The organism is Methylotenera sp. L2L1 (assembly GCF_000744605.1).
Classification (GTDB): Bacteria; Pseudomonadota; Gammaproteobacteria; order Burkholderiales; family Methylophilaceae; genus Methylotenera.
This window is the reverse complement of the sequence record NZ_JQMG01000001.1, coordinates 948267-962632: the sequence shown is the minus strand read 5'-3', so window position 1 is coordinate 962632 and position 14366 is coordinate 948267. Positions and strand designations below refer to the sequence as shown.

General features: G+C 44.5%; 12 protein-coding genes and 1 tRNA gene. 5 read left to right on the top strand and 8 right to left on the bottom strand.

Features of this window, described 5'->3' with window-relative positions:
* The first annotated feature begins 70 nt into the window (after positions 1 to 70).
* On the top strand, positions 71 to 670 hold the full coding sequence (locus FG24_RS04510; RefSeq protein WP_036301518.1) for a cysteine hydrolase family protein: 600 nt from the start codon (positions 71 to 73) through the stop codon (positions 668 to 670).
* 93 nt (positions 671 to 763) lie between these two features.
* Here FG24_RS04510 and FG24_RS04505 read toward each other — a convergent pair whose 3' ends face one another.
* The 7 genes from FG24_RS04505 to FG24_RS04470 all read right to left on the bottom strand — a co-directional run bounded on the left by FG24_RS04505 (position 764) and on the right by FG24_RS04470 (position 9182).
* A complete protein-coding gene (locus FG24_RS04505; RefSeq protein WP_036301515.1) occupies positions 764 to 2983 on the bottom strand; it encodes a sensor domain-containing protein in 2220 nt (739 codons plus the stop codon).
* An 824-nt stretch (positions 2984 to 3807) separates the two neighbouring features.
* A complete protein-coding gene (locus FG24_RS04500) occupies positions 3808 to 4332 on the bottom strand; it encodes a hypothetical protein (protein ID WP_036301512.1) in 525 nt (174 codons plus the stop codon).
* A gap of 93 nt (positions 4333 to 4425) precedes the next feature.
* Entirely contained in the window at positions 4426 to 5634 is a 1209-nt protein-coding gene (locus tag FG24_RS04495) for an NAD-dependent formate dehydrogenase (protein WP_036301509.1), read from the bottom strand.
* Between the two features lies 1 nt (position 5635).
* Positions 5636 to 6322 carry a peroxiredoxin gene (locus tag FG24_RS04490; protein ID WP_036301507.1) on the bottom strand — a complete coding sequence of 229 codons (687 nt, stop codon included), beginning with the start codon at positions 6320 to 6322 and terminating at the stop codon, positions 5636 to 5638.
* Positions 6323 to 6694: 372 nt separating this feature from the next.
* A tRNA-Pro gene (locus FG24_RS04480) sits at positions 6695 to 6771 on the bottom strand.
* A gap of 197 nt (positions 6772 to 6968) precedes the next feature.
* Entirely contained in the window at positions 6969 to 8960 is a 1992-nt protein-coding gene (locus tag FG24_RS04475; protein ID WP_051901431.1) for a RelA/SpoT family protein, read from the bottom strand.
* Positions 8961 to 8966: 6 nt separating this feature from the next.
* Positions 8967 to 9182, bottom strand: a complete 216-nt coding sequence (locus tag FG24_RS04470) for a dodecin (RefSeq protein WP_255344015.1) — start codon at positions 9180 to 9182, stop codon at positions 8967 to 8969.
* Positions 9183 to 9412: 230 nt separating this feature from the next.
* On the opposite strand from FG24_RS04470, the gene FG24_RS04465 reads away from it, so the two are divergent.
* Entirely contained in the window at positions 9413 to 9682 is a 270-nt protein-coding gene (locus tag FG24_RS04465) for a hypothetical protein (protein WP_036301503.1), read from the top strand.
* A 75-nt stretch (positions 9683 to 9757) separates the two neighbouring features.
* Entirely contained in the window at positions 9758 to 10153 is a 396-nt protein-coding gene (locus tag FG24_RS04460) for a surface-adhesin E family protein (RefSeq protein WP_036301500.1), read from the top strand.
* Between the two features lie 196 nt (positions 10154 to 10349).
* Here the strand turns inward: FG24_RS04460 and FG24_RS04455 are convergent, their stop codons facing one another.
* Positions 10350 to 11693 carry a sensor domain-containing diguanylate cyclase gene (locus FG24_RS04455; RefSeq protein ID WP_051901574.1) on the bottom strand — a complete coding sequence of 448 codons (1344 nt, stop codon included), beginning with the start codon at positions 11691 to 11693 and terminating at the stop codon, positions 10350 to 10352.
* A 361-nt stretch (positions 11694 to 12054) separates the two neighbouring features.
* Here FG24_RS04455 and ycaC point away from each other — a divergent pair, with 361 nt between their 5' ends.
* Positions 12055 to 12681 (top strand): isochorismate family cysteine hydrolase YcaC, encoded by a 627-nt coding sequence (ycaC, locus tag FG24_RS04450; RefSeq protein ID WP_036301495.1) that lies wholly within the window; start codon positions 12055 to 12057, stop codon positions 12679 to 12681.
* Between the two features lie 105 nt (positions 12682 to 12786).
* Positions 12787 to 14307 carry an alginate export family protein gene (locus FG24_RS04445; protein WP_036301493.1) on the top strand — a complete coding sequence of 507 codons (1521 nt, stop codon included), beginning with the start codon at positions 12787 to 12789 and terminating at the stop codon, positions 14305 to 14307.
* The last annotated feature ends 59 nt before the right edge of the window (positions 14308 to 14366 follow it).

The window sequence follows — 14366 nt, the reverse complement described above, 5'->3', positions numbered from 1 at the left end:
CATCAGGTTTAATTGACTATATATAAGTACACATAACATGACCAAGTCATTTAATTGCAAAGGAAACAGCATGGCGACAGCGTCTAAAACATTACGCGAGATTTCGGGGTTAGCACTTTCCGCAGCCCCATTAGCATCTTCAGCCTTGATTATGATTGATTGCCAAAACACCTATAGAAAAGGGTTAATGCAATTAACCAATGTTGAACCAGCCATTATCGAAGCAACCAAACTACTAGCACGCGCAAGAGCGCTCAATATCCCAATCATTCATATTCAGCACGATGCAGGTGTGGGCTCGCCTTACGACATTACCGCCGAAATAGGCGCAATCTGTGATGAGGTTGCCCCTATTGCTGGTGAAGCTGTTATCGTTAAAAACTATCCCAACGCGTTTATCCACACGACGCTTGATCAACATTTAAAAACGCTAGGCATTAACAACATTGTATTGGCAGGCTTTATGACACACATGTGCATCAACTCAACGGCACATGGTGGTTTTAATCTAGGCTATGCAGTCACAGTGGTGGCAAGTGCGACGGCTACACGCCCGCTAGAAGCAGCTAATGGAAAAGTATTGTCCGCTCAAGAAGTGCATGAAGCGGCAATTGCCTCAACGCGTGATTTATATGCAGCTATTGTGGACAATGTGGACGCACTGAGTTAAATCAAAAAGAGCCTAGCTTACTATCTCTACAGCTTACCATTTCTACAACTTAGTAAGCGCTCACTTGGTAAGCGATGATTCTGCTCTTCATGATTACACCAACTTGCTAATATCTGCACCTAAATGATAACTGTGCATAAGGGCATCGAACTGCTCAATAGGCAATGGCTTGCTAAACAAATAACCTTGGTATGCCATACATTGATGTTGCTTAAGAAATGACAACTGTGCCTCAGTTTCAACGCCTTCAGCAATCACATTCAAGCTAAAGTTCTGTGCCATATCAATAATGGTTTTTACCATCACGGCATCACTTTTATCAGTGGTGATGTCGCGCACAAAACTTTGATCAATCTTAATTTGATCCAGCGGCAACCGTTTTAAATAGGAAAGTGAAGAAAATCCTGTACCAAAGTCATCTAAAGACAGCGTCACCCCAACCTCTTGCCTTAATAGATTCTTTTTCGCAATTACATCGGTTATATCATCTAACGCAACACTTTCAGTGAGCTCCAACTTGAGGCGTGATGCATCAATACCATGTTTACGAATCACCGAAATTACCTGCTCAACAAAGTGCGATTGTTTAAACTGCTGTGCACTAATATTAACGGCCAACACCAAATGGCGCATTTTCTCATGCGTGCTCCAAACAGCAATCTGCCGGCAAGCCTCATCTAGCACCCACTCTCCAATATTGAGAATCAATGCACTTTCTTCTGCCACTGGAATAAAATGTGCGGGGGACACCATACCGCGCTGTGGATGCACCCAACGAATTAAGGCCTCTGCACCAATCGGTTGATTTTCGTGGTCTACCTGCAATTGATAATGCAACTCAAATTGCTCAGTCTTTAATGCATGATGTAAATCTGACTCTAATAACGCACGCACTTCAACTAACTGTTGCATCTGCGGGTCAAAAAAGCGAATCCTATTTCTACCACCATCTTTTGCCTGATACATTGCCATGTCGGCACGCTTAATTAATTCCTCTACATTTTTATCCTGCCCGCAAAAAAGCGAAACGCCAATGCTTGAGGAACTATGTATATTCATGTGGTTGATTTGATAAGGCTCAGCAAGCGCCATACGTATGGTTTCAGCGATTTTTGCCGCCATACGGGAGGCCTCTTCCAAACTTGTACCTAATCGTTCCACCAGTACAACAAACTCATCGCCGCCTTGACGTGCAACGGTGTCTACCTCTCGCACACAAGTAACGATTCTTCTTGCCACCTCAATCAATAACAAATCACCGTCGCTATGTCCCTGCGTGTCATTGATGACTTTAAACTTATCTAAATCAAGAAATAACAAAGCACCATACTGCATAGTGCGCGCAGAGGTTGCCAAGGCAATGTGTAGCCGATCCAGCAAGTGCCTGCGATTGGACAAACCAGTTAACGAATCTTTATAGGCTAAGTTCTGAATTTCTTCTTCAGCACGCTTACGGTCACTAATATCACGACCAACCGATTGAATTTCAGTGAGTTGCCCATGCTCATCAAAAATACCCCGGTTACTAAACTGCATCCAATGAACCTGCCCACTAGCAGACAACACCCGATTTTCAATCATCACCACAGGATTAGCCAGTGATAACATGGCTAACTCATCAACCACGCGTTGCAGATCTTCAGGGCACACAACTGGTTTCCATGTAGAGCCTATCATCTCATCTTCAGTTTTACCAAAAAAGCGACAATACACATCATTCACAAAAATATAGGTGCCATCAGCACGCAACCTAGAAATTACTTCTGTTTGATCTTGCACCACTGAACGGAAGCGCTTTTCACTTTGCCTCAGCACAGCCTCCGCCTCTTTAATCGCACTGATATCAGTGACCAGTACAAAAAAACCTTGCACCTCACCATCTCTAAAATCTGGGATGTAATGCGCTAAAGAGTGACGCGAACGAATACCATCAGCGTTAGGGATAATCCTCTCAAACTCCTGAAACTCCCCGTTAAGTGCACCATGAATGTAAGGCAAGTTTAGGTGATACAACTCCTCACCTAGTAGATCCCAAATATACTTGCCAACAATTTGCTTGGCGTCCACCCCAAACCACAGCTCATAAGCCTTATTCACAAAACGGTTTTTAAGGTCTCTGTCCCAATACCCCACCATCGATGGTAAATAATCTAGAACTTTTTGAATCAGTGAACTTGATAACATTGAACCTGCTATCTGATCAGAGGCAATTGAAAGTTTTAATAACTCTTCAGGCAAGATAACATTGTCGGCAATTTTAGCTTTTACAGCTTCTGAATTAGCTAATACCGGTGGAGTTGATGGAGGTTTCATAAGCGAATAGTGCCATAACTTATTAAGGTTAAAAAGCAATTAGTTAAAGACATCCTCCACCTCATGATAAAAATGCTTATTCTCTAAATACAGCCTATCAAACAACTTAGGTAATTTAGAGCCATACTTAAGTGTCTCATGCCTTAAAAGTCTGAACGACGAAAAGACAAAAGGAGCCGAAGCTCCTTTAAATTAGCCACACTGGATTTTCATAAAATTAAAACAAGTGAGATGGCAACGCATTACCATCCTTATTTTTTTGGCGTAGCAGGTTTACTCGGTACGATAGTAGAGCTTGATACCACGACTACTTTTTTATCCTGTTTAGGTTTTTTCGCCTCTTTATTTTTATGTAGCTGTCCTTTTGCCATGATGTTTCTCCTAAAATGTTCAGCATCAAGCTGATTGCCCCTAATTGAGTACGGTATGCCTGAGTTAAGTGCCTTTCAGCTACTGATTTGGACTAACCCCCTCACCAATGGTTTCATCATAGGCTGATGAATAAATATAGGTGGATTATTTTCACTGGAAATAAAGTCTTGCTTAGCCTGCCAATGCAGATATACCCTGCAATTAGACAACAAGACGTAACGTGGGCGGCCTCGCCGTAACAACCTCTTTTCCCAAGAGAGGTCGGTGAAAGATTACTACACACGAGACCGCTCACGTTACGTCTTGCTATTGATGCTAAACCCCTTGCACACAGCTCTACCAGTCGGCTATCTCTTGTAGTAGCCATGTAGAAATGTGCCTACATAGACGCATGTGTTGATTAACTAAACGCCAATTTAATCCACCGTTTTATATGCTGGTCTTATGTTAGTCTAAGGAAAAATGACGTGGTCAGTCGGCCAAGTGCCTTGGTAAGCTACATCAGGATGACCAATCATGACCTTTTGACGAATTTCATAAGCACGATGAAATGGTGCAAGCACTATCATCAGCACTTTGCCTTTCGCCAACTCCTCCTCAAACTGTTTAAGTTGCGTGTTGGGTATCGTCGTCGCAACTAAGCCGGTCATTAGCCCACCAACCATCAACCCGACTAAAGTACATATCACCAAAGTGGTCATCACTGGCAACGGGGCGGTGTACCACCAAGTCGGTACCGATAGAGCCACCAACCCCAGCACAAAACCAAGCAGGGTACCTAACGCCATGCCAACTTCCCAGCCTTCAAACATATCGGTACGCTCGAAAACAGTGGCCTCTGGCAAATCACCCATCGGGGTACCAGACTTAGCAAGAAAGTGAATGCTATCTGCGTTTACGCGGGCAAGCAACAAATCGTGCATCATGGCGTGCGCACTCTTTACGTTAGGCAGTATGAAATATAACCGTCGTTTCATTTTAAACTCCTTATGCTGGGATACACCCTCAATGAATATCAAGCGTGAGATTCGCATCAGCAAACTATTAAACCTGTCACCTAGTAAACCTTGTCACCTAGTGCCTGTTCGGTATTTTGTCGCTTCTTCCCACCCACTAGTTGCGTTACCGGCGCTGTATGAATGTGCGCCAGAACCCGCTAAATGACCGCCATCCACAATCAAGTACTCCTCACGAATTGGGCGGCCTTCAAACCAACATTCCAAAATCTCTCTAGTGCCTGCAGCATAACGCGCTTGTGCACTTAAACTGGTACCGGAAACATGCGGCGTCATGCCATGATGTGGCATCGTGCGCCAAGGGTGGTCTTGCGGAGCAGGTTGCGGAAACCAAACATCACCCGCATATCCGGCTAAATGGCCACTTTTTAATGCCCGCGCCACTGCGTTCTCGTCACAAATCTTGCCGCGTGCTGTATTAACAAGATAAGCACCACGTTTCATCTTGGCAATCATCTTGTCATCAAACATATGCTCGGTTTCTGGATGTAATGGGCAGTTAATCGTCACCACATCACACACTTTGATCATTGATTCTACGTTAGGGTGAAAAGTAAGATTAAGCTCTTTCTCAATATCAGGCGCTAAGCGGTAACGGTCGGTGTAATGCAGTTTCACATCAAATGCTTTTAGCCGCCTAAGCACCGCCAAACCAATGCGCCCAGCCGCAACCGTACCAACACTCATACCTTCAAGGTCGTAAGACCGCTCCACGCAGTCGGCAATATTCCAGCCACCCTTCACCACCCATTGATACGAAGGCATATAGTTACGCACCAAGCTTAATATCATCATCACCACATGCTCAGAAACACTGATGCTGTTACTGTAGCTAACTTCAGCCACGGTAACGCCGTGCCGCATCGCCGCATCAAGGTCAACATGGTCAGACCCGATACCGGCAGTAATCGCCAGTTTCAGTTTTTTCGCTTTACTGAAACGATCTTCTGTCAGGTAGGCTGGCCAAAATGGCTGAGAAATAACGATATCGGCATCTGGTAGCTCTTTCTCAAACCGAGAATTAGGTCCATCTTTATCGGATGTCACCACTAACTGATGACCAGATGACTCAAGAAATTTACGTAACCCCAATTCCCCCGATACACTGCCAAGTAACTGGCCTGGCTTAAAATCAATGGCCTTGGGGGTTGGCAAGATCTGCCCGCCAGGATACTGTTTGATGACTGGAACACCGTCAAGCGCATATGATTTCGGGAAGCCGGTGACAGGATCATCGTAGAGTACACAAAGTACTTTGGACATTTTAGTCTCCTTTCCTTAATAGCGTTTCTGGCATTTTTTTCATGGCAAAGTACCAATCAGTCACTTGATAATCTTTGCTCTCTGCACGACGCTCCGCATCGCCCATGGTGATTGGCGCAGGAATCATCACATCTTTACCATCCATCCAATTGGCTGGGCACACCACCTTATTGGCATCGGCCATTTGCAAAGCATCAATCACACGCATGATTTCATCAAAATTACGCCCCACGTTCATTGGGTAGTAAATCATCGCGCGCAATACACGTTTAGGGTCAATAAAGAAAACGCACCGTACTGTAAATGTGTTGCTGCTGTGTTCGTGAATCATGCCGTATAGCCTAGAAACGCGTTGGTCTAAATCAGCAATAATGGGAAAGTCTATTTTGACGTTGAATTTATCTTGAATGTTACGTGCCCAAGCAATGTGGCTATAAATACTATCTACCGAACAACCGAGCAAAAGCACGTTCTTTTGATTAAACTTATTCTGTCTTTTAGCAAACTCGATGAATTCAGTAGTGCAGACTGGGGTGAAATCTGCAGGATGTGAGAATAAAATCACCCACTTATCCTTTGCCCACTCTGACAAGCGGATAACGCCAGCCCTCGTCTGCGCCTCAAAGTCGAGCACAGTAGCATTCAACTCTAACTTGATAGGGGCGGTTTCAACTGAAATTGTGCTCATGGCAAATCTCCTTGCATGAATACAAGGGCAGTGCATACCGAAAAAGCGAACCTTCTGTGCACACTGCACAAATATTACCCACAGCTTTTAGGCAAATCTCTGAAGGAAAAGTTCTTTAAACAATGGCTTGAAATAATTGCTTTAAATAATTGTAAGAAAAGATGTATAGCAACGATTACTGAAATCACTAACAAGACCGTGTAGTGTGATTACGTAACGCACGAAGAAAAGCACTTATAGAGAGGTGTGACAGAATAATCGCTTGGCTGAATTGCTTGATTACCAAACCTTGATTATCAGACCAAGACAGGCTGGCTTAAGCCGCAGTTAGTAGGGTAAGCAATATATGTCACCCTACTAGGCTTATTAATATGGTCGGCGTGGAGAGATTCGAACTCCCGACATCCTGCTCCCAAAGCAGGCGCGCTACCAGGCTACGCTACACGCCGAAGGCCGGCACTATACTGCTAACTCGCATACCCGTCAACTATTACCGTCTGGTTTAACTTGCATCCAAGAACACACCTAAGTTTGTATATGGTTGGTACCCAGCGGATATCAAAACAGGCAATTAAAAAATGGCGACTGTTTTCCAAACCCGCACGCAGGACTGACCCAATAAACCTGATAACACCGATGCGTCAGCCTAGTCGTGAGTTTTGCCAGTTCGCCATTGTGCATTCAGCAGACGGTCTTGGCGTTCGTCACCTAAACGTCTAATAAATGTGCAAGCCTGACGATGGATAGTCACGCCGCGATCGCATGTCACATAGCCGACTATCGGCTCCGGAAAAACCGGTTTGCAGCATTTCGCCATATTGGTCTGTAAGTTATCGATACCCTCTATCGTCACTTCTGTTGCCGTTAATTGTGCTGGCATTTTTCTCACAGCCACATGACTAACCTTCTCAACCGGTTTTGGATTCATCACCTCTTGAATCGCCGTAGCTATCTGGTGTTCACTCACATCACCACGACCAATCGCATTTAAACAATCTTCCAGCTTAGTAAAGTGCAGTTTCTGTGCGATTTTTTCCTGATTCACAGCGCCCACGCCCGAGCGATGTAGCTCTTTATCTAGCTTCGCGCGGCCTTGCGTAATGTTTTCTTCTACTAGCTGGTGTTTAAACCAATGCCTCACCTTAGCGCGTGCACTTGCACTTTTTAAATAACCAAGCGTCGGGCTTAACCAATCTCGGCTAGGTGACCCAAGCTTAGTCGTCAGAATTTCTACCCGCTCCGCATTCTGTAATTTGTAATTGAGCGGTACGATATGACCATCCACTTTGGCGCCACGCGTGCGGTGCCCTAGGTCCGTATGTAAGGCGTATGCAAAGTCGATAGGCGTCGCGTCTTTAGGCAAATCAACAACTCGCCCTTGCGGCGTAAATACATACACATTGTCCTGAAACAACTCGGTCTTGAACTCTTCAAGTATGTCACCGCTATCTTTGGGCGCCTCTTTCCATGCCAATATTTGGCGTAACCAAGCGATTTTTTCATCCAGCACAATGTCAGACTTACCGCCTTCTTTATAGCGCCAATGTGCAGCCACACCAAGCTCGGAGTGCTCATGCATTTCAAAGGTACGAATCTGCACCTCTAACGCCAACCCTTCTGGGCCATTCACCGCGGTGTGCAGTGAGCGATAGTTGTTACTTTTAGGGCGTGCGATGTAATCATCAAACTCACCCGGAATCGCCTGCCATAAGGTTTGTACCAAACTGAGCGCGGTATAGCAGTCTTTCACGTCATCCACCAAAATACGCACCGCGCGCACATCAAACAACTGTTCAAAATCTAGATGTTTGCGCCGCATTTTGTTGATAATGCTGTAAATATGTTTAGGGCGGCCAGACACTTCGGCCTTAATCCCGGCCTGAGCCAATTTCTGCTTCAGTGTATCCTCAACATGTTGGATATATTGCTCTCGGTCAACACGGCGTGAATCCAGTAGCTTCGCCACTTCTTTGTAAAGCTGTGGCTCTAAGTAACGCAGAGATAGATCCTCCATCTCCCATTTAAGTTGCCACACCCCAAGCCGATTTGCCAATGGCGAAAAAACACCTTGAATACCGCGTGCTATCTGCTTTTGCTGTGCTTCACTGGCGCCCGCTAAGTAGCGCAGTGTTTGTGTGCGTTCCGCCAATTTAATCAGCACCACACGAATATCCTGCACCATCGCCAGCAGCATCTTGCGCAGGCTTTCAATCTGCCGGCTATGATCGCCATTTTCCTTATCTTGCACCTGCAGATCGTCAAACTCACTGAACTCCTGCACTTGCTCTATGCGCAAAATACCTTCTACTAAGCTGACAATATTGCTGCCAAACCTTGCTTTTAAGGTTTCCTGCCAATTATCGATATGCGCAGGTGCCGCATACAAAATGGTCGCGATAATGGTCTCCGCATCCATATTCAAGCTAATCAGTATGGCGGCGGTGCCCGTTGCATGCTGTAACAACGGAACTCCTGTTGATTCGGTATGTGCGGCATACGCCAAGGTTGCAAGCTCGCAAGCTTGGCGTATTAGCTCAACCTCATCAGTTGATAAATACTTCGATAACGAATCTATCCATACTTGCGTATCGTGATCAGATAAAGCTGGAATTTGTAATGAGCTGGAGCCATGAATCATTGTTATCTAATCTTCTATTCTAAAACCAACCTTGATGGTGACTTGGTAATGCGCTATCTGACCATTCACAATATGGCCACGGGTTTCAACCACTTCAAACCAATCCATATGTTTAACGGTTAACGCTGCTTTAGCAATCGCGTTACGGATAGCATCATCAGATGCCAACGGCAGAACTGCCAACAAGTTCGATAAGTTTGTAAGTATGTGCAGACATGTCATTCTCCTTGACTAAAAAAACTTAAAATAAATCCCCAACAACTATAATCATCTGCTTTTTAGTGAAATATTACCAATTTAATTTGGCGTCACTTTTGGCGTTCAAGCTGATTAAGAACATCGCATCATTTAACCTTATCGTATCAGCCCATGTATTGATATCCATCATGTGATGAGTACTGCCTATGGTAAGATTCTGTCAAATCCAATTTGCTTATCAACTTTATATCACCATGACAAACACAGAACAACTAGCACAAACAACAGTCGGCCTTAAAAGCATTACAGGCCTTACCGATCAAGAGTACGAAGCGCTCACCGCTGCACTTGCCAAACTAAGAGCACCGAAAGTGGAAGACTATAGCGTGCATTCAAAAATGCTATCAGCTGTGCGCAACCAGCTGGTACAACGCCTAAACAGCAATGTAAGCGATGATGAAAAAGCCAAGCTCCTAAATGACATTACAGAGCTTGATCGTAAAATGAACGCTATTCAACCATAACAAACAAGCCTTGCCGTCAAAGCGTGTTCATCTAAAACTAGGCACATAACAAAACCTGAATCATTGGAAAACTAAATGAAAAAACTGCTCACCACGCTACTCCTTACGTTTTTCAGCATTAACGCAGTAGCTGGGTGGACCGAGTTTGGCGGCTCGAGCAGTGATGGTAGCGTTAAGATTTATTACGACAAAGTTACTACCCGTAACCATGACCATGTTGCGAGGATTTGGCGAATAAAAGACTACATGAAACCCCAAGCAAGCAACAATACGACTTATCTTTCAGAGAAGTCATTGCTTGAAGTCAATTGTAAAACCAAGATGCGTAGAACCATGGCGTACACCTTATACAAGCAAAACATGGGCGGCGGTGAGTCTGTACTTAAAAATAGCAACCCTGCCGAATGGGAATATATTGCCCCTGATATTACAGGTGAGGCGGCACGCAGACTGTATTGCGGTAAAGAGTAACTGCCCCTTAGTATGCATTGTTCATGCGAATATTTATCCTGACGACCATTGATAGCTCCACTAGAAAACTCTCAGACGCTTACTGGCCGTTATATAGTTGTAACTCACTATTTTACAGGAGTCACAGGACCTCTCACTTAAGCTGTTAGATTTAAGTATTGCCCAGATTACCCATTTACGGGGCTTAAGTCATGGTCTATTTCTGATAAAAATTAAATCTGTTCCGACCCTGCGCTTTTGAATCATACAAAGCAATATCCGCTTCTTTCAACAGCTGTTTAATGCTGACAGGGTCGTCTGGATTGAAAACTGAGATGCCTATGCTCAAATGAATAGTGATTTCTTTATCCAACACTAACCATGGGCTAGCAAATACTTCCGTCAGCTTATGCGCGATTGCATGCACATTATCTAACACTTTAAATTCTTTCAGTAATACAATAAATTCATCCCCCCCTACGCGGCTCACTGTATCACTATCACGCAACGTGGCTTTGATGCCATTAGCAACCACCTTAAGAACTTCATCCCCAAAATCATGACCATACGTATCATTAATTTTTTTGAAGTAATCGATATCGATGATTAGGACTGCCATCATCTTATGTAAGCGTTTACAGGAGTGATATGCAACATCCATACGATCCTGTAACAACCTGCGGTTTGGTAAATGGGTCAGACTATCCAGCATGGCTTGCTCAGATAGCATGCGTATTGCTTGTGTCATGCGATAAACCGTCACTCCGCATAATAGGCTGAGTAAGACCCCAATCATCTGGTAAATAATAAATTGATCGGTAAATGTGTTGGAATGGTTTTTAATCGCCCACTCCCATTTGCCATTCGGCACAATACTGGTTTGCTTATAGGTGTTTTTATCTGCAAACAATTGCGGATCCCCATAAAACACTTTTTTACTATCATGTGTTCGGATGGCGAATTGATGATTTTTTGGCGTATTTTTGAATGCTGCCTTCAAAAAATCATCGGTATTGATAACCGTAGACATAATGCCCCAGTACTTGTCATCTAGGTATATCGGGTAGCGATAAATAAAGCCTTGCCCACCCTGTATTAAGTCTACAGGCCCATCAAAAACACCCTGGCGGGTATCAACTGCTTGCTTTACCTTTGGCCATTGCTGGGGGATATCGCGAAAATCCTTCCCAATGATTTTTAAATTATTCGCCTCCGGATAAACGTAAGTTAATTTATAACCCACGGCCACCCCTAAATTACGGACGTGCTTTGAGCGTTCCCATAAATCTTTAAGAATGAATTTAATTTTTTCTGGCCGAAGATCATCCCTGTATGCGGAGATGAAACTAGCCATCCCATTAGAAATGAACAAAACTGAATTTAATTCACGGTCTACTTCGATCCAAAGCAGGCTGCCATAAACAGACGACTTTAATGTTTCATCTGCTTTCAACTTCTGCTTTTGCAGATTAAGGAAGTGGTTAAAGAAAAGGAATACCATCAGCACCGTGATTGTAGCTGCGACGAAGCACTTAAGCTTCCACCTCTGATTGGTACTCATAAATTTCATCTGTATCAATGGCTTATATATGCAATGACATTAGCAACAACGGCGTGTAAGGAACACTTTCGTGCTGAAAAGCTTCCATTTGACGCTAGGCTCAAATTTTATTTGAGATTTATTAACATAGTAGCATTACTAAAGAATTGTTTAACAAATTGTTGCCTGCCCCCAGCCCCAAGCAGGCCTTACAAATTTAAATCACAATTGACACCGGCATCGTTACCATTAGCCATTGTTCAATTAAATGAAAAGTAATTTACAATTTAACCATCTAGTGTGCAAATAATCATCTCCGTATAGTGGGAACCGTTCCAGCAACAAACGAATTAACTAACCCACTATAAAAAAGGAAATGAAAATGAACAAACCATATGTACGTCTAGACCGCGATAACGCAGTAGTTTTATTAGTAGATCACCAAGCAGGCCTGTTATCTTTAGTGCGTGATATTGATCCAGACCGTTTCAAGAACAATGTGCTGGCACTAGCAGATGCAGCTAAATACTTTAAGTTGCCAACCATCTTAACCACCAGCTTTGAGAATGGCCCGAACGGCCCATTGATGCCAGAGCTTAAAGCGATGTTCCCGGATGCACCTTTCATTGCTCGCCCAGGCCAAATCAACGCTTGGGATAATGAAGATTTTGTGAAGGCGATTAAAGCCACAGGTAAGAAGCAGTTGATTATCGCCGGTGTGGTCACAGAGGTATGCGTAGCGTTCCCAGCACTGGCTGCGATTGAAGAAGGTTTTGAGGTGTTCGTGGTAGCGGATGCTTCAGGTACGTTTAATGAAATGACACGTGATGCTGCATGGCAACGCATGGCAGCGGCAGGTGCACAATTCATGACTTGGTTTGGGGTGGCTTGTGAGTTGCATCGTGACTGGCGTAATGATGTGGAAGGTTTGGCAACATTGCTATCTAACCATATCCCGGACTACCGTAACCTGATTACTTCATTTAACGCGCAAAGCGGTAAAAAATAGTATTAATCATTTAAGTCAGGAGGGGAACACTCCCCTTCTGCCGCCCTTGTTACTTCCCTCAATTAATCCGCCATTAAACCAGCATCTAAAGAATTTGATGAAATCATGAACAAACAGATCAAAACCTCTTGTGTGAACCCCATGCGTTTGAAGGCATCATTAGCGATAATGGCCGCTGCCATCACTTTTCCAGCCTTGGCCGCAGATTATATAGTCCATGATACCGATGAGCCTGAAACACAATCCGTTCATCCTCATGAGTCTATACTGGCAGAAGATGTGCCGTTTGGTGCGCCAAACGCTAAGCCGCCGCCTTATACCATGCTGCGCTACACCGAGCGCTACTCTCACTTGGCTGATTCGGCAAAGCGCACCGACCCTTTTGATAGGTTGAAATACATTCCATTAGACTCTGAAAACCCAGAAAGCTACCTCTCTTTCGGCGGCGAGATAAGAGAGCGCTACGAGCAGTCGCACAACCAAGCGTTTGGCATCAAGGGCGCAGACAGTGAACATTATGGCCTGCAAAGAATCATGCTGCATGCAGACCTGCATGCCAATGAGCGCCTCAGATTCTTTGTGCAGGGAATATCCAGTGTGCAGTTTGGGGGCGAGCAAAAGTTAGACGTGAACCAAAACCCACTCGACCTGCAACAAGCTTTTGTCGACTATACCTTTGGAGACCCAAGCCCTAATGGCAATAGGCAAACCATCCGTGCCGGCAGATTCTCCATGAGTTACGGCTCTGGGCGCTTAATTGCCACGCGAGCAGGACCAAATACTCAACTGAAATTTGATGGCTTACAGTTTATACACTCTAACGAAGGCAATAAAAAACTGTATGCGTTTGTGACACGCCCGGTAAAAGAAGATAGATACGAGGCCGATAAGCCAAATCAGGCACAAACTTTCAGTGGCATTTATGCCAGCACGCCCATAAGCGCTGCATCTGGCACCAATGTGGATGCCTACTACTTAAACTACCGCAACGAAGAAGCCGCTTACGTGGGGTCCAAAGGTGTTGAGAATAGACACACTTTAGGCCTGCGCTGGTTTGGCAAGACTGGGCAATGGGATTACGACTGGGAAGCCGTGGCGCAACTGGGCGAGGTTGGCGACCAATACATTCGCGCCTGGACCTTTGCCAGTGATACCGGTTACACCTTTAAAGACACGGCTTGGCACCCACGCTTAGGCATCAAAGCGGATATCGCAAGTGGCGACAGCAATAAAAAAGACGGCAAATTAGAAACCTTTAACCCACTATTTTTTAAAGCGAATTATTTCAATGATGCCGCGTTTTTTCGCCCAGCGAATCTGGCCGACATTCATGCTTCACTGCAGATGCAACCTAGAGAAGACCTTACCATCACGTTTGGTAGTGATTTCATCTGGAAACATACCAAGCAAGATGCCATTTACGCAACAACAGGCAGTGTGCTGTTACCTGCTAACAATGCATCTAAATATGTAGGCACTGCATTAGAAGCTGCCGCCCAATGGAAGGTTAATCAGCATGTGGTCGCCACTGCATCCTATGTGCATATGTACACAGGCTCACAAGTGGACAAGGCTGGTGGCGGTGACATTGATTACCTTGCTACTTGGGTTAGTTTTATTTGGTAATTACTTAATTGGTAGTTCCTTACAAAATTAATTCTACTCCGCGCTAAATCGCGCTAAAT

Bases quoted from the DNA above. Each gene is read 5' to 3' on its own strand.
- FG24_RS04510 (WP_036301518.1), top strand. From the start codon at position 71: ATGGCGACAGCGTCTAAAACATTACGCGAGATTTCGGGGTTAGCACTT.
- FG24_RS04455 (WP_051901574.1), bottom strand. From the start codon at position 11,693: ATGAGTACCAATCAGAGGTGGAAGCTTAAGTGCTTCGTCGCAGCTACA.
- FG24_RS04470 (WP_255344015.1), bottom strand. From the start codon at position 9,182: ATGACATGTCTGCACATACTTACAAACTTATCGAACTTGTTGGCAGTT.
- FG24_RS04460 (WP_036301500.1), top strand. From the start codon at position 9,758: ATGAAAAAACTGCTCACCACGCTACTCCTTACGTTTTTCAGCATTAAC.
- FG24_RS04475 (WP_051901431.1), bottom strand. From the start codon at position 8,960: ATGATTCATGGCTCCAGCTCATTACAAATTCCAGCTTTATCTGATCAC.
- FG24_RS04465 (WP_036301503.1), top strand. From the start codon at position 9,413: ATGACAAACACAGAACAACTAGCACAAACAACAGTCGGCCTTAAAAGC.
- FG24_RS04495 (WP_036301509.1), bottom strand. From the start codon at position 5,634: ATGTCCAAAGTACTTTGTGTACTCTACGATGATCCTGTCACCGGCTTC.
- FG24_RS04445 (WP_036301493.1), top strand. From the start codon at position 12,787: ATGAACAAACAGATCAAAACCTCTTGTGTGAACCCCATGCGTTTGAAG.
- ycaC (WP_036301495.1), top strand. From the start codon at position 12,055: ATGAACAAACCATATGTACGTCTAGACCGCGATAACGCAGTAGTTTTA.
- FG24_RS04490 (WP_036301507.1), bottom strand. From the start codon at position 6,322: ATGAGCACAATTTCAGTTGAAACCGCCCCTATCAAGTTAGAGTTGAAT.
- FG24_RS04500 (WP_036301512.1), bottom strand. From the start codon at position 4,332: ATGAAACGACGGTTATATTTCATACTGCCTAACGTAAAGAGTGCGCAC.
- FG24_RS04505 (WP_036301515.1), bottom strand. From the start codon at position 2,983: ATGAAACCTCCATCAACTCCACCGGTATTAGCTAATTCAGAAGCTGTA.